The 15987-nt window shown below is 62.1% G+C and carries 13 protein-coding genes; 8 read left to right on the top strand and 5 right to left on the bottom strand.

The annotated features are described in order from the left end of the window. The first annotated feature begins 315 nt into the window (after positions 1–315). The 6 genes from NVB75_RS28870 to NVB75_RS28845 all read left to right on the top strand — a co-directional run bounded on the left by NVB75_RS28870 (position 316) and on the right by NVB75_RS28845 (position 6156). Positions 316–894, top strand: a complete 579-nt coding sequence (locus NVB75_RS28870) for a fimbrial protein (protein WP_003218890.1) — start codon at positions 316–318, stop codon at positions 892–894. A 66-nt stretch (positions 895–960) separates the two neighbouring features. Continuing rightward, a complete protein-coding gene (locus NVB75_RS28865) occupies positions 961–1656 on the top strand; it encodes a molecular chaperone (RefSeq protein ID WP_258344444.1) in 696 nt (231 codons plus the stop codon). A gap of 41 nt (positions 1657–1697) precedes the next feature. Then, complete coding sequence (locus NVB75_RS28860) at positions 1698–4274, top strand: fimbria/pilus outer membrane usher protein (protein ID WP_258344442.1); 2577 nt, start codon at positions 1698–1700, stop codon at positions 4272–4274. A gap of 1 nt (position 4275) precedes the next feature. Beyond that, positions 4276–5187, top strand: a complete 912-nt coding sequence (locus NVB75_RS28855) for a fimbrial protein (protein WP_258344441.1) — start codon at positions 4276–4278, stop codon at positions 5185–5187. 10 nt (positions 5188–5197) lie between these two features. Next, a complete protein-coding gene (locus NVB75_RS28850) occupies positions 5198–5665 on the top strand; it encodes a fimbrial protein (protein ID WP_258344440.1) in 468 nt (155 codons plus the stop codon). Next, positions 5662–6156 (top strand): fimbrial protein, encoded by a 495-nt coding sequence (locus NVB75_RS28845; RefSeq protein ID WP_258344439.1) that lies wholly within the window; start codon positions 5662–5664, stop codon positions 6154–6156. The genes NVB75_RS28850 and NVB75_RS28845 overlap by 4 nt, the downstream gene beginning before the upstream one ends. Here the strand turns inward: NVB75_RS28845 and NVB75_RS28840 are convergent, their stop codons facing one another. The 4 genes from NVB75_RS28840 to NVB75_RS28825 all read right to left on the bottom strand — a co-directional run bounded on the left by NVB75_RS28840 (position 6157) and on the right by NVB75_RS28825 (position 13858). Continuing rightward, positions 6157–6804 carry a response regulator gene (locus NVB75_RS28840; RefSeq protein ID WP_258344438.1) on the bottom strand — a complete coding sequence of 216 codons (648 nt, stop codon included), beginning with the start codon at positions 6802–6804 and terminating at the stop codon, positions 6157–6159. 28 nt (positions 6805–6832) lie between these two features. Further along, complete coding sequence (locus NVB75_RS28835; RefSeq protein ID WP_258344437.1) at positions 6833–9730, bottom strand: ATP-binding protein; 2898 nt, start codon at positions 9728–9730, stop codon at positions 6833–6835. A gap of 124 nt (positions 9731–9854) precedes the next feature. Then, complete coding sequence (locus tag NVB75_RS28830) at positions 9855–11054, bottom strand: EAL domain-containing protein (protein WP_258344436.1); 1200 nt, start codon at positions 11052–11054, stop codon at positions 9855–9857. Then, complete coding sequence (locus tag NVB75_RS28825) at positions 11051–13858, bottom strand: ATP-binding protein (RefSeq protein WP_017477278.1); 2808 nt, start codon at positions 13856–13858, stop codon at positions 11051–11053. Before NVB75_RS28825 ends, NVB75_RS28830 begins: the two co-directional genes overlap by 4 nt. Before the next feature lie 170 nt (positions 13859–14028). Between NVB75_RS28825 and NVB75_RS28820 the strand changes: the two genes are divergently transcribed. After that, positions 14029–15216, top strand: coding sequence for an MFS transporter (locus NVB75_RS28820; protein WP_087693663.1), 1188 nt, complete (start codon positions 14029–14031; stop codon positions 15214–15216). An 87-nt stretch (positions 15217–15303) separates the two neighbouring features. Here the strand turns inward: NVB75_RS28820 and NVB75_RS28815 are convergent, their stop codons facing one another. Continuing rightward, complete coding sequence (locus NVB75_RS28815) at positions 15304–15525, bottom strand: hypothetical protein (protein WP_258344435.1); 222 nt, start codon at positions 15523–15525, stop codon at positions 15304–15306. Between the two features lie 225 nt (positions 15526–15750). On the opposite strand from NVB75_RS28815, the gene NVB75_RS28810 reads away from it, so the two are divergent. Then, positions 15751–15888 (top strand): hypothetical protein, encoded by a 138-nt coding sequence (locus tag NVB75_RS28810; RefSeq protein ID WP_176438721.1) that lies wholly within the window; start codon positions 15751–15753, stop codon positions 15886–15888. The last annotated feature ends 99 nt before the right edge of the window (positions 15889–15987 follow it).

Genomic DNA, 15987 nt, shown 5'->3' with positions numbered 1-15987 from the left:
GGCACACAAGGCCGACGTATCGACCTCACTTTTATGTCCCTTCTGCGCTGACTTCTTATCATTATTGGCTTCAGCTACCTGGGCGACAGCAACCGCCGGGACGTATACGGATGTACGTACCCGATAGAGACTAGACCAAGATGGCGCGCAGAATATCATGCTCGGCGCCTTATATGGACTCACCGGTCGGGCGGCCATCAGTTCGCCAGTTTTTAAGATCCGTCTCATGTGCCTCTAAATCACAGCATTGCACTATGGATTGGCTTACCTGACGGGTAGGCAGACAACCTTCCTTCTCTTAAAAGAGGCACTGCAATGCTGAACAAACTGAGCCAACTCACCCTCGCCTGCGGCGCTTGCTGGTTGCTGGCCGGCACCGCACAAGCGGCGGACGGGCAGATCGAATTCACCGGTTCCGTCACCGATAACGCCTGCACCATCACCACCGGCGACGTGAACAAGTCGGTGACCCTGGACCCGGTGCGCATCGCTGACTTCGCGCCCACCGTGGGTTCGGTGCTCACCGATAAAGCCAAGCCGTTTTCCATCAGCCTGGATAACTGCAGCACCGCGACCCGTAAAAACGTCGCGATCACCTTCAGCGGCCAGCAAGACGCCAGCGACCCGACATTGCTGGGCCTGACCGGTGAAAACCAGGTGCGCGGTATCGCGATCCAGATCACCGACTCCCGTAACGGCAACAAGCTGCCACTGAACACGCCGACCGCCGATTACGACCTGCGTGCACAGTCCAATACCTTCGACTTCACCGCTGCCTACGTGCGCACCGTCGCCGACACCACCACCGGTGAAGGCGACGACGCGGTGACCACCTCCGGCATCAGCACCGGTCAGGTGCACGCGCTGGCCAGCTTCGACGTTACCTACAAGTAATTGCTCGTCAACACCGTGGGCCTGGCGTTTGCGCGCCGGCCCGCGGGCTTTCGGAGGTCCCCTGTCATGCATTTGAAAGTCTATCTTCTGCTCGCCCTGCTGCCGCTCTGGCACAGCGCCGCCAATGCCGCCGTCACCGTCGGCGCCACGCGGCTGATCTACGACGGCGCTTCCAACGAAGCCAACCTGACCGTCAGCAACCGCGACGACACCTCGCCTTACCTCGTGCAGTCCTGGGTCAGCCACTTCGGCAGTGGCAACGAGGAAAGCGTCGATAATTTTATCGTCACGCCGCCGCTGTTCCGCCTGGATGCCGACAAGGAAAACATCCTGCGCATCATTTTTACCGGTGGCCCCGAGGTGCCCCAGGACCGCGAAAGCCTGTTCCTGATGAACGTCAAGGCAATCCCGGCCATGAGCGACGATCAAAAAGGCAAGAACGTCCTGCAGATCGCGCTCAAGACCACGATCAAACTGTTCTACCGCCCGGCCGACCTCAAAGGTTCGCTCAAGGACGCGGTGGCGCAAGTGAACTGGAAGGCCCAAGCGGGTGCATTGGCCGTCAATAACGCCTCCAAGCTGCACGTGGTGGTCAGCGAAATGAAGCTCAACGGCCTGCCGATCACCCAGGCGCCGGATGTGCTGCGCCCAGGCGAAGCGCGTGAGCTGCCGATCCAGGCAAAGGCCGGCGATGAAGTGCAACTGAGCTACATCGATGACTACGGCAGCATCGTGACCGCCCCCGTCATCCGCATTCACTGATACCCACGCGACAACCCCGGAACGCCTTTTCAGGAACGACCATGCTCCGTTCATTCCCATTCATGCGCCGTTGCGCCGTGAAGGCTTTCGGCTGCCCGCTCGTGGCCGCCGCCGCCTTGCACTTGGCCCCCGCACACGCCGGCTACGAGTTCGATGCGTCGTTTCTCGAAATCGGCGGCGGGCAGAGTTCGGCCGCTGTGAAACAACAGGTCAGCGCCATGAGCGACGGCCAGTTGCCGGGGATTTACCGGGTGGATATCCAGCTCAACCAGCGCTCGATCGAACAGCGTGATGTGCGTTTCATCCGCGCCACCGGCACCCAGGAACGCTCGAGCACCGGCCTGTTCCCCTGCCTGGATGTCGAGTTCTTCCGCGCCCAGGGCGTGGCCGACACGGCCCTGCAAAACCGCACCGACGCCGACCCCACCTGCATTGCGTTCGATCAGGGCCTGGCCGGCGTGAGCTACGACTACGACTTCAACCGCCAGATCCTGTCGATTGAAATCCCACAGGCCTACCTGGGCAGCATCCCTTTTGAAGTGCGCCGTCGGCAATGGAGTAACGGCGAACAGGTGGCCTTCACCAACTACACCTTCACCGGCAGCACCGTGGAGTCCGATACCGGCCGCCGCCAGGACCAGTTCGGCAGCCTGCGCAGCGGCGTGAATGCCGGGGCCTGGCGCCTGCGCAACTTTTCCACCTGGCAAAAAGGCAGCACCACGCCCGGGCGCTGGGAGTCGCTGGAAACCTATGCCCAGCGCGACATGGGAAACCTGATGGCGATCGCCACACTGGGCGACGCCACCACCGAGGGCGATCTGTTCGACGCCATCCCCTATCGCGGGCTGGGCATCGCTTCGGACATGGACATGCTGCCCGACCAGGCCCGCGAATTCGCCCCGGTGATTCGCGGTATTGCCAATGGCCGCTCGCGGGTGATCATCCGCCAGCGCGGTTATGTGATTCATGAGCAATGGGTGCCGTCCGGGCCGTTCGCCTTGACCGACCTGTACCCCACCGCCAGCAACGGCGACATCGAAGTCACGGTGGAAGGCCCGGATGGCCAGCGCCAGGTCTACACCCAATCGTTCTCGGCGGTGCCCTACATGCTGCGCGAAGGCCAGCAAAGCTATTCGGTGTTCGCCGGCCAGTACCGCCCGGCGCAATCGTCTTTTGCGCAGGACAGGCCCACCTTTATCCAGGCCTCCCTGCGGCGTGGCTTGAGCGGTGGCACCACGCTGTTTGGCGGCAGCCTGATCAGCGACCAATACAACGCCGGCCTGCTGGGTTTTGCCCACGACTTTGCCGGCTTTGGCGCGATCTCGGTGGACGTGACCCACGCCCGCAGCGACGCCATGGGCCGGGAGAAAACCACGTCCAGCGGCCAGTCGTTTCGCTTTCGCTATTCCAAGTCCCTGGCGGCCACCGACACCAACTTCAGCCTGATCGGCTACCGCTACTCCACCAGTGGCTACTACTCGTTCAACGAAGCGCTGAACAGCCGCAGCACCGAGCAAAGCCTGGACACGTACCGCAGCGGTCACATGAAAAGCAACTTTACCGCCAACGTGTCGCAGCAATTGGGCGGCTACGGCGGGGTGTACGCCAACGTGTCGAAAACCGCCTACTGGGACAAGAGCAAGGCCGACACCTCGATCCAACTGGGATACAGCGCGAGCGTCGGGGACATTTCCTACTCCCTTGGGCTGGGCCTGAACAAAGGCGCCAACAGCGACGATCGCAGCCTGTCTCTGAGCATCAGCATGCCCCTGGGCGGCACGCGCAGCCAGCGCGTTACGGCCAACATGAACCAGAGCGCGCGTGGCTCGGCATCACGCACCGCGACCCTGAGCGGCAACGCGTTCGAGGACGATACGCTGGCCTACAGCGCGGGCGTGTCGCAGCAAGTCAGCGGCGCGCAACGCCAGACCGGCGGCACCTTCGCCGCGCAATACGACGCGCCCAACGCAATTGTGCGCGGCGCCTATAACGAGACCAGTGGCAGCCGCCAACTGGACATGGGCGTCGAAGGTTCGGTGGTGGCGTATGACAGCAACCTGATGTTCAGCCAGCCATTGGGCGAAACCAATGTGATCGTCGCCACACCGGGCGCCGCCGACGTGGGCATCAGCAACAAGCGCGGTGTGCGCACCAACAGCAATGGCTACACCGTGGTGCCACAGGCCCTGCCCTATCGCAAAAACCGCGTGTCGCTGGACACCCAGTCAATGCCGTCTGACGTCGACATCGCCGAGCCGGTGCAGGAAGTCACGCCAAACCGTGGTGCCTTTGTGCTGGCGGACTTCGACACCCGGCGCGGCCAACGCATCCTGTTTCGCATCAGCGACACGCAGGGCGAAGCAGCGCCCTTTGCCGCCCGCGCCGAACTGTTCGCGCCGGACGGCCGTGCCTTGGGCAACACCCTGGTAGCCGACAAAGGCCGCGCGTTCCTGACCGGCGTGCCGCCCGAGGCGCGGTTGTTGGTCAGCGTCGACGGCCAGCCGTGGTGCAGCCGCGAATTGAAGCTGGACGACACAAAGCCTGCCGAGGGCGGCATCACCCAAATGAATATTCAATGTGAGCGCGCGGCCGGTGGGTCGGGTGCCAAGGATTCCTGACATGATCGTTAAAGCAACACATAAGGTACGTGGACGGCTGATGCTTGCGCTGTTGTGCGCAGTATTGAGCTGCCTGTCACAACAGGCGCACGCGTTGGTCGAAGGGAATCTCAACTGCACAGTGCCAGGCGTTCCGAGCGGCGGCTACACGTTTACACCGGGCCAGGCGATCAGGATCGTCTTCGAGGGCACGTGCACCGTTCGCCGCGCATTCCCCTATTCAGCCGGTTTAAATACGCGAATCAACTACATGAGCGGCCCGAATCAAGCCCCGTTGAGATGGTCCGCCCCGTATAACAACATCTATTTATACGATCTGAACATCGGCCAATACAGCCGCAATTGCCTGGGCGGCTACTGCCGGCCTCTACCCCTTAATACCGTGGTGCCTTACCGCTACATTCTGGTGGGCACAGCACCCCAAACTGCAGGCACACGTTGGATAGGGGTGTTGCTGGGCGTTACCTCGGAAAACTGGCTGGGTTATGGCGAGTGGTTTCTTAACACAGGGTTTTCATACACCGTAGTCCCGCCTGCCTGCAGCCTGAGTTCACCCGGCAGCGTCAACCTGCGCTTCGGCTCTATCAGCAACAGCGACCTCAATAACCAGATGCAGTCGACCACAGTGTCAATCAAATGCTCGGCTCAGATGCGAGCCAACGTCTACCTGCTTCCAAACCAGACGGTAGTCAGCCCTACTACCGGTGTGACACGCACCTCGCTGGCAGGTTTGAACATGCAGGCGCTGTGGACCGACACCCTGAACCCGGTGAACTTCACTACCCCGCGCTTTATGCAGTTACGCGTGGGCAGCAATGACGTAAACCTGAGCTTCAAGCCACAACTGGCGGCCGGGCAATCGCCGACGGGTGCGTTTCAGAGCCAATACACGCTGAACATCGACTATCAATGAGGGCCTTGCCATGAAAACTCCGCTGCTCGCCCTGGTGCTGCTCAGCAGCACCGCTCACGCTGCCGACGTGGTGAATATCACCGTCAGCGGCACCCTCACCCGCCCACCGTGCGTGCTGAGTACCGGCACCACCCTGACCGCCGCATTTGGCGACGTGCGTACTGACCAGGTGGCGACCACCGGCACTGTGGAAGTGCCGGTACGCTTGAAGTGCTCGTCGGGTTCTTCGCTCAACGTCAGCTTCACGTCCAATAACGGCACCTACACCTCCACCGTGGCCAAGACCACGGCGGATAACCTCGGTGTGTCGTTGCTGTGGGCGGACAACACGGCGGCAAACCTCAATGGCACCGTCAAGAAATACACCAACCTCAGCGGCGACGTGGATATCAGCCTCAAGGCGCAACTGGTCGAACGCGGCACGCTGGCGCCCGGCGCGTTCACCTCGTCGATGGTCATGACCCTCAATTACCTATGAAAGCGCTCGCCTGGATACTGCTGGCCATGGCCGGCACCGCCCTCGCGCAAGCGGCGGATGAAGCGCAGATCGACATCAGCGGCAAGCTGACCGCGCCGCCGTGCACCGCGAGGTTTCCGAATACGCAACAGGTGGACCTGGGCAAGGCCAACCTGAGCCAGTTGGCCGACGACAGCGCCGTCGCCACCGACGTGCCGCTGGTCTTCGACTGTAAGGCGGGCGTCCAGGTCGAGCTGAGTTTGTCGGCGAACATGGCCCGGGCTATCACCGTCAACCCGGTGTTGCTCACCACTCTCCCATCCCTGGGGTTGCAGGTGCAATTGCGTGACAAGACCGACAAGCCGGGGATCGGCCTGGGCCAAACCGGCACCTGGCCGGTAGAAGACGAACCGTTGGCGCTGACCCTGCGCGTCAAGCCCGTGTCCCTGGGCGAGCTGCCCGAAGCGGGTAGTTACAAAGCCACCCTGTTGATGCAGATGACGTACCGCTGATTACTGAAACTGCCGGGCTTCGATGCAATAGGTCAGCAGCGCCTGGTCACTGTCCACGTCCAGCTTGCGCATGGCCGAAATCTTCTGCGCGCTGACGGTCTTGTTGCTGCGGCTCAACTGCCGCGCGATATCGCTCACGCTCATGCCCGTCACGAATAAACGCAGCACTTCCATCTCCCGTGGCGACAGACTCTGGAAGCGCGCCTGCACCTGGGTCACATTGGCCAAGACCGAAGTCGCGGCGGGCTCCGGTGCGCGGTAACTGCGCTGGGCACTGATCGCGCCGAGGGCTTTTTCGATCTCGCCGTGCAGGTGATTTTTCTGGATCACCCCGGCCACGCCCAGCTCCTGCAAACGCGTGAGAATCAGGCTGTTGGAAATCATGGTCAGCACCAGCACCTGGGTCGCGGGAAAGTGACGCAGGATGTACTCGATCAGCTTTAACCCATCGCCATAGGTGTCGTCACCCGGCATGTTGAAATCGGTGATCAGGACTTGCGGCCGGTGCTTGCGCAACTGCTCGATCAGTTGACTGGAACTGACCGCCTCGCCCACCAGGCTGTAGCGCGAATCACGCTGTACGATTTCGCGTACGCCCACCAGCACGATCGGGTGGTCATCGGCGATCACAACGTTCATTTCTCGCATTTTTTATCTTCCTTGTAGTGGGCATTCATCAGGTTTGCGACTCTGCGAGCAAGCACTGCGCCACCGCCGTCAACCGTGCGCACAAGCCCCGGATCCGAGTGGTGGCGTGGGTATCCAGCGGCGCGTCGTACAGCGCGTTCTCCCATTCCTGGCAGGCGCTGGACAGTTCTCCGGCACGCACGCTGGCCAGCGCGCCGTTAAGGCTGTGCAGGCGCTCACGCACGAGGGTGGCATCACCGGTCGACAGGCCTCGTTCGATCTGCTGCACATCCACGAGCAACGTATCGGCCATCAATTGGCGCATGGCCGCGGACAGCTCGATCCAGCCTTCGCGATCCCGGTCCACCTGCACCACCGGCAAGGCCGTGGCCCGCCGGCAGTGCGCCATCAACGCCTGGCGCAGCATGCTCAGGCTCAGCGGCTTGACCACCCACGCGTTCATGCCCACCGCCAGGCAGCGCTCGCCCTCCTCGCGCAGGGCATTGGCGGTGACGCCGATGATCGGCACCTGGACGCCTTGTTCACGCAACGCGCGGGCCAGGTCGTAGCCGTTGAGGCGCGGCATATTGATGTCGGTGATCACCAGATCGAACGGCTGCGACCCCCAGATTTGCAGCGCATGCTCGCCGTCACGCGCTACGGTGGGGTGGGCGCCAAGGGCCTCGAGCTGTTCTTGCAGCACGGCCTGGCTGACCGGGTTGTCTTCGGCGACCAGCACGCGCACGTTCAGACACGGCGCGTCCAGGCACGGCGGCATCGGCGGTTGTTCCGCAGAGGGCAGGGTTTCCTGGAGCACCGGCAAGGTGATGAACAGCGAAAAACTGCTGCCCAACCCTGGCTCGCTGACCACGCGCATGCTGCCGCCCATCAACTCACTCAAGCGCGAGCAGATAGACAGGCCCAGGCCGGCACCATTGCCGTCCTGGCCGCCCGCTACCTGATAAAACGGCTTGAACAACTGGTCCAGCGCCTTTTCCGGGATGCCCACGCCGGTGTCAGTGACCTGCCATTGCAGGGTCACTTTATCGTCCAGTAGTTGCTGCACCGTCAGGCGCAAACGCACGCGCCCGGAGTCGGTGAACTTGATCGCGTTGCCCAGCAGGTTATGCAGGACCTGCCGGATGCGGCCAGCATCGCCAAGCAGTTGCGGCGGTAGTTGCGGGTCGATCTCGGCATCGATCTGCAAGCCTTTATTGCGCGCGGTCGCGCTGAACGCCAACACCGATTCCGCCACCAACTGGCCCGGGCTGAACGGCGCCGCTTCCACGGCCATCTGCCCGGATTCGATTTTCGATACATCCAGTACGTTGCTGATCAACTGGAACAGCACGGTGGACGAACCCTGGATAATTTCCAGATAGTGGCGCTGGCGCTCGCTCATGTCGGTCAGGGCCATCAGTTCCAGGTTGCCGAGCACGCCGTACAGCGGGGTGCGGATTTCATGGCTCATGGTTGCCAGGAACACGGTTTTGGCCTCGTTGGCTTCGGTGGCTTCCTGGCGCGCCTGAGTCAGCAACTGGGCTTCGTCCACATGTCGGGTGATGTCGTTGCAGCCGCAGAGGAACACGTCCTCACCTTCGTAGCGCGCTGCCACCACCACGACCTGCAAGTACCGCCCCTCCACCGCCAGGCACATCTCGCCGGGGGTGTCCGGGCCATCGTTGGCCTTGAGCACGTCGAGCAACGGTGCGGTGCCCTGCAATTGCAGCGCGCGCTGGTTTTCCAGGAGTAACTGGTGGTCGCTGCGGCGCACTACGCACAATCCCACCGGGGCGTTGTGCAGCATGATGCGGTTGAATGCCTCGCTCTCGAACAGCCGCTCCTGCGCGCGTTGCGCCGGGCTGACGATGCGGGTCTTGTACCAATGGTTGATCCACCAGCCCAGCAGCACGGCCGCCAGAAACGTCAGGCCAAGGCCCAGCAGCGGCCATTTGGCGTAGCGCAGGAAGTCCTGATAGCTGATGGCGTACAGGCCGGTCCAGTGCTCGCCGCCCTCGCTGAGCATCTTGAAACGCAAGCCCTGGCTGTTGAAGCTCAGGCCCAGCGGCGCCATCTGTTCATCGCCGAGGCTGCCGAGCAACACATCGCCCTGGGGCGAGATCAGGGTGAACTGGTTGTAGACCGAGAGCCTGAGCACCCGCTCGAATTCATCGACCTGCGAGGTGTCCACCACCACCGCCAGGGTCAGCAGGCCCTGGGGCTGATTGGCCGGTAACACGGCCGCGGGCGCGTCGAGGCCGATCATCGCGACCACACTACGACTGTTCTGATACAGCTTCGGTGGCGCACGCATCCAGCGCACGCGACTGTCGTTCAGCAACGGGCGTTGACTCTGTTGCAGTTGGTGCAAGCGGCTCACCACGTCGCGGTACTGTTCGCGCAGCAACGGTTGATGCTGGCGCAGACCGCCCACACCGGGCACGGCCAGGCTAGCGACATCATTGGGGGTGAACACGAACATTTGCGGCGAGGCGTAAAACGAGCTCGCCCAATAGCCGCCATAGTAGTCGGTCAGTTGCACGCCAAATGCCAGCGCCCGGCGCGTGTCATCCGCAGAGAACGTCTCGGCGTGGGACAAGGTAAACGGCAGCGACAAGGCAAACCCCTTGGCCTGCACTACCACTTGCCCGGCATCGTGCTGCAACTCCATCACCGAGGTCGACAGCACCGACGGCAGCGGCGGTGCGTTGCTGCGGTTGTAGCCGCTGGCCACGTTGCGCAGGAACGCCTCGTGCTCATGGATAATCTCCACCACGCGGGCGAAGTGGAACTCGACCTTTTCCTGCTCGGCGTCGAGCAACCGCGATACCGCCCAATAGCAACTGCTGGACAGCAACAAAGCGAGCCCCGTGAGCAATAACAGGGCTTTGTTCAGGCGTTGAGAGCTTTGCGCCAGCTTGTCCAGGCGCAGACTTGCATGTTTCATCGTCAGTACCGCAGAAGCCTGAATCAGGACGTTGGGCCTATGCTTGATCCCGGCATTGGCCAATAACGCCCGGCTGACCGGGCGACCCTTCCTTCGGGCTTCTTGACTGTGTGACCCTGGCCACTCACATAAGTGCTGGCGCAGGGCCATCCTCGATTAACAGGGCGCTGAATTTTTCCGCCGCCACGGCGTGGGAGATCAGGAAACCCTGCACCTGATCGCAGCGGATACGCCGCAACACCGCCAGCTCCGCCTGGGTCTCGGCGCCCTCGGCGATGGTGGTCAGCCCGAGTTTGCGGCCCAGCTCGACAATGCTTTGCAAGGCCGACGCCAGGCTTTCGTTCTCGGCACAGCCATGCACCAGTGACCGGTCGATCTTGACCTCGTTAAACGGCGTCGACACTAGGTTGAAGTAGGAACTGAACCCCTTGCCGAAGTCATCCTGCGCCAACCCAAAGCCCATCATGCGCAAGCGACATGCTCCAGCGTAGTAGTTACTGGGCAGCCGTGTGGTGGAGCTTTCCATCAATTCGAAGGTAATTTGCCGGGGTTCGGCGTCGCGGCTTTGCACCTGGGCAAGCAGGCGGTCGACCAGGTCGCTCTGGTCGAGCAAATGCGTGGGCAGGTTGATCGACACCGGCAGCCGGTAACCGAGTTGCGCCCACTGCGCCTGGGCGCTGAGAGCCTGGCCCAGGATGCAGGTGAGCAGCCGGGTTTCCAGGCCAAGGCGCTCGATTTCGTCGAGAAACACGCCGGGCATCAATAATCCTTCCTCCGGGTGTACCCAGCGCGCCAGGGCTTCGGCGCCGACGATCCGCCCGTCATGCAGGGATTTTTTCGGCTGGAACCAGGCCTGGATCTCACCGTTGGCCAAGGCGCGCACCAGGTTCTCGCGAGCGTGACTGACGCCCCGGTGGCAACACGGCGTACGCGCCCGCTCGGCGAGTTTGTCGAGGCAATCGCGCAGGGTGCGCACCTCGCGTTCGCGCACCGGCTTGGAGATCAGCCCGGCGACGGTCAAGCCAAGGTTCCCGGCCACCTGCCCGGCGCCCACCAGCATGCGCCGCGAGGCCACGCTCATCAGCGCCAACGCGGGCGGCGCGTGCATCCGCGCCAGTTGCTGGATGAGTTGCACGCCGTCCATTCCCGGCATCATCAAGTCGCTGAGCAGCAGATCGTAGCGCTGGCGGGCCAGGCGTTGCAGCGCGGCGGCGCCATCCCAGACCACATCGACGTCAAACCCGCCGATGGCCTGGAAGACGTTGATCAAGTACTCATGCTGGAAGGGATGGTCTTCCACGATGAGTACGCGATAGGCGCTCAAAGCACCCTCCTCTGATAGCGGTGCAGGCACTGGTAGAGGGCGCGCAGGGTGAACGGCTTGACCAGGCAATGATCCATGCCAGCGTTCAGGCAGCGCTCGGCTTCGTCGAGCATCGCGTTGGCGGTGGCCCCGATGATCGGCAGTGAGCAACCCAGGCGACGCAGTTGCTCGGTGAGTTCATAGCCGTTCATGCGCGGCATGTTGACGTCGGTGAGAATCATGTCGAACGCGGTATCGCCCCACAGTGACAGCGCTTCAATGCCGTCGCCGGCCAGCACCACGCTGCAGCCGAGCTCTTCCAACTGGTCGCGCAGGATCAACTGGTTGATCAGGTTGTCTTCGGCCACCAGCAGGCGCAGGTTGAGGCTGAACTCAGTGGGCTTCTCGCAGATCCTCGGCGACAACAACTCTTCGCTGCCCTGGGCGCGGCTGACCGCACGGTTGAGCGCCTGCAGGTTGTTCAGGCCGATCTGCCAGGGATAAGCGCCATGCTCGTCGACCGCGGCCATCACCCGCGGCCCGGACCAATGCAGCAACTGGTCGGGCTCGGTCGGGCCCGGATACAGCTCGACCAGCACCGCGCCGGGATCGGCCTCGGCAGACTCCGGCGCACCGAGCTGCGCCCGCGCGCCCCAGCGGCGCAACCAGCCGCCGACACTTTCTGCCAGCTCACGCACCGGCGACACCACATACACCCGCTCGCCGAGCAGCGGTTGCGCCCAAGGAGCCCGGTCGTCGTCGTTGACTTGCTCCAGCGGCAAGGTGAAGGAAAAGCTGCTGCCCAGGCCTGGCTCGCTGACCACCCGCAAGGTGCCGTTCATCAAGTGCATCAGGCGCTTGCAGATCGACAGGCCAAGGCCACTGCCGGCGACCACATTCGCATTGCCGCTGGCCTGGAAGAACGGCTCGAACAGGTACCGCTGGTCTTCCTCGGCGATGCCCTTGCCGGTGTCGACTACCTGCCACTGCAACATCGTGCGCTCGCCTTCACGGCTTTCCAGGCGCAGACGCAAGACAATCCGGCCGCTTTCGGTGAATTTCAGCGCGTTGTTCAGCAGGTTATTCAGGATCTGGCGGATGCGTGTGACATCCCCGCGCACGCGGTCGGGCAACTGCGGGTCGAGGCAGGCGAACAACTGCAGGCCCTTGCTTTGGGCGGCGCCTGCGTAGCCCTGGATCACTTCCTGCACCAACTCGATCGGTGAGAACGTGCTGAACTCAAGGGACAGTTGCCCCGCCTCGATTTTCGACACGTCCAGCACATCGCAGATCATTTGCAGCAAGTTCGCCGACGAGCCTTCGATGGCATTCAGGTAGCCGCGCTGCTGGCTGTTAAGGTCGGTGCGCGCAAGCAATTCCAGTGTGCCCAGCACGCCATACAACGGCGTGCGGATCTCATGGCTCATGGTTGCCAGGAACAGGGTCTTGGCCTCATTCGCCGCGTCCGCCAGCGTGCGCGCCTGCTGCAAGGCCAACTCCACCTGCTTGCGTTCGGTGATGTCGCTGAAGGCGCAGATCAGCACCTCCTCACGCTGGTAACGGGTTGGCGCGAAACTCAGGTACAGGTGACGACCGTCGGCCATTTGCAGCTCGTCGGTGCTGCTTTGTTCCGACTCATCGAACGCGCGGCGAATCCAGCCGTGGCACAGTTGCTGGCGCTCGTGGCCGTTGCCCAGCCATTGCCGGGACAGGGGGTTTTCCAGCACTACCTCGCCGTCGCTGCGGCGCAGCACGCACAAGGCCACTGGCGCGATGCGAATCACCGCACTGCTGAATGCCTCACTCTCCACCAGCGCTTCGATGCGATTGGCTGCCGGGATAATCAAACGCTGATCGATGCGCCGCACCAACCGCACCATCAACAAGCTGGCCACTGCGCACAACAGCAGGCACAGCAGCAACGGCATGGCCAGGCTGGGCAACAGTGAACTCAGCTCCAGGCTGTAGACGATCTGCCACTGGGAGTAACCCAGGTGCTTGCGAATGGCCAAGCGATCCGGCAGCCAGCGGCTGCCTTCCCAACCAAAGCTGGCCGTGGCGTGATACTGGCGCAGCACCTGCGCAGCCGACGGTTGATGAGGCGTGCTGCTGAAAATCAGCTGCCCGGCACCGTCAAGCAACATGAAGTCCCCGGCTTTTTCATGCTGCAGGGCGTTGATCAGGTCCGGGCCGTCCACCTCCAGCCCGAGCCAACCCGACGTGGGGCTACGGTCGTCGAGGCGGGTGAAGATGTATAGCGGTGAATCCAGGCGGCTCTGCTCAGTCAGCCACAACTCATCGCTGACCGAGACCTTGCCGGTGTCCACCGCCATCAACCGCTGCAATACCGGCTGGGGCACATTCTCCGGGGCCGCCCCAACGGTAAACAGGCGCTCCACCACCGGCTCGGCACGCTGGGCGACGTAGATCAGGTTGACCTGGTTGACCTGCAGGTAATCAAGCAGGCGCCTAGTCAGCCAAAGGCTCCACATATTGCCCGCCTCGCCCAAGGTGATGTGCACCTCTTCGGCCGGCACATTATTGAGGTTGCCGACGGGTGGCGTGACATGGCGAACCGTCGACAGGCCGAGGCTTTTGAGCAGCGTCTGGCGGCTGACAAAAAAACTCTGCGCATCGGAAATCGCCTCATTCATATAACTGCGCCGTAGCGAAATTTCCTCGTTCAACGCCGCACGCAAGTAGCTATAGGCACCCACATACACGCCGAGCACCAATGCCAGGGCGAACAGCCGCAACAACTTGCGCGCGGCCTTGGGCGTCGAAAAAGAAGAGTCGAGTGGTTGCAGGAAATGTTTGAGCTTCATCACCAAAAGAGTAAGCGGGGCGAGAGGGTAGGTGAATAAGACGGATCTCAAAGCCCCGCACTGCTTGCGCCGATGGAACTCTCGCGCAACACGCTGTTCTAGACACCTTCGTCGCTGCTTGCGTAGCATCGGCGGCAGTCCTTCGTGCACTTCATCAAACAGAGTTACCCATGACTATCCAGCAAACACCCGGGCATGTGCTGCCCGCGCGCAGCGCCGCCAAAATGGAAGCGGCTATGGCCGTGGGCGCCTTTGCGATCGGCACCGGCGAATTCGCCATCATGGGCCTGATGCCCGACATCGCCCACAACCTCAACCTCAGCGAGCCGCAAGTGGGCCACGCCATCAGCGCCTACGCGTTGGGTGTGATGGTCGGCGCCCCGCTGCTGGCGATCCTCGGCGCCAAGTTGCTGCGCAAACACATGCTCCTGCTGCTGATGGGGCTTTATGCCCTGGGCAACCTGGCCACGGCGTTTACCCCGACTTTCGGCTCGCTGGTGGCTTTCCGCTTTATCAGCGGCCTGCCCCACGGCGCCTACTTCGGCATCGCCGCCGTGGTCGCCTCCAGCATGGTGCCCAACGACAAACGTGCCGGCGCGGTCGCGCGGGTGATGATGGGCCTGACCCTGGCCATGCTGCTCGGCAACCCCATCGCCACCTTCCTCGGTCAACACCTGGGCTGGCGCTCGGCGTTCGCGTTGGTTAGCGCCATCGCCCTGTGCACCATCGCGCTGGTCTGGCAATTCGTACCGGATCGCCACGACGAACCCCGCAGCGACCCACGCAAAGAACTGCGCGCTTTCACCAAACCACAGGTGTGGATGGCGCTGTCCATTGGTGCTATTGGGTTTGCCGGGATGTTCTGCGTATTCAGCTACCTGGCGCCGACCATGCTCGAAGTGACCAAAGTCTCGCCGCAGTGGATTCCCTTCGGTCTGGCCGCGTTTGGCGTAGGCGGCATCATCGGCAACATCGCCGGCGGCAAACTGTTTGACCGCCTGCAATTTCGCGCAGTGGGCTGGATTATGGTGTGGTCGATGGCCGTGCTGATCTTCTTCACCTTCGCCGCGAGTTCGCTGTGGAGCGTGCTGCTGGGCATCGGCCTGGTCGGCACCATGATCGCCATGGCCGCGCCGCTGCAAATCCGCTTGATGGACATTGCGCATGAGGCACCGAGCCTGGCAGCGGCGTCCAACCACGCGGCGTTTAACCTGGCGAATGCGCTGGGGCCGTGGTTTGGCGGGATGGCGATTACGGCGGGATATGGGTGGACCAGCACGGGTTACATCGGCGCTGCCACGGCACTGGTGGGCTTGGGCATCTACCTGATCGCCCGCCGCATGAAAGGCGGTCACTAAAGCCCTCCCACGATCCAATGTGGGAGCGGGCTTGCCCGCGAAAGCGGTGGGTCAGTCACTGAGTAAATGACTGCCCCACCCCCTCACTCAGTCATCATGCATCAACCCCGACCCATATTCCCCGTAACTGCTCCCGAGCGCGTTGCCCCCAAAATTCATCTTGGCGGCTTTGCTGGGGCTGTGGTCGCCAAATGCTTGGCATCCTCCTGAAAAACACGGGTCGCTACTCGCGTCCGACGAACCCGTCGAACAAGCGCCCAACAGCAACGTGCCAGCGATCATCACGACTTTGACGAGATTGGAGATCATTTTTCAGTTCCCTTTGGGCTATGGGCTGAGCGTAGGCCTCAATGCCGATGGGAATTATGAAACTTTGCCGTGGGACAGGATCGGTTCAGGTTGATGTCGTTTTGGCGACGAATTATCCCGGCACATATTCTGATTGGCGATATCAACCGTTAGCCCCTACATATTAAAGCCGACCAGGCATCCATTCAGATGATCCTGGGAACTACGTAGAGGAAAGCTCAAGTAATGGCTAAAGACGAAAAAACCAGTGAAAGCGTCGCTTCAAAAGCAGCCAAGCTTCTGGCGGATCCAAGCACTCCGCCGGATGTAAAATCTGTCGCCGCGTCGGCGCTGACTCAAGCGCCGGACAAAAAGAAGAAATAAGCTGAAAACCGTGCCAGGGTGGATGTACCTCTGGCACAGCCCCCAATCCTGTTAAAAAGAAAAAGGGGCTGACTTATCGAATTTCTCACTCAACGAATC

It is taken from the genome of Pseudomonas sp. CBS, assembly GCF_024734645.1.
Classification (GTDB): Bacteria; Pseudomonadota; Gammaproteobacteria; order Pseudomonadales; family Pseudomonadaceae; genus Aquipseudomonas.
Note: the sequence above shows the minus strand (reverse complement) of the source record. Positions and strands in the feature narration are given on the sequence as shown.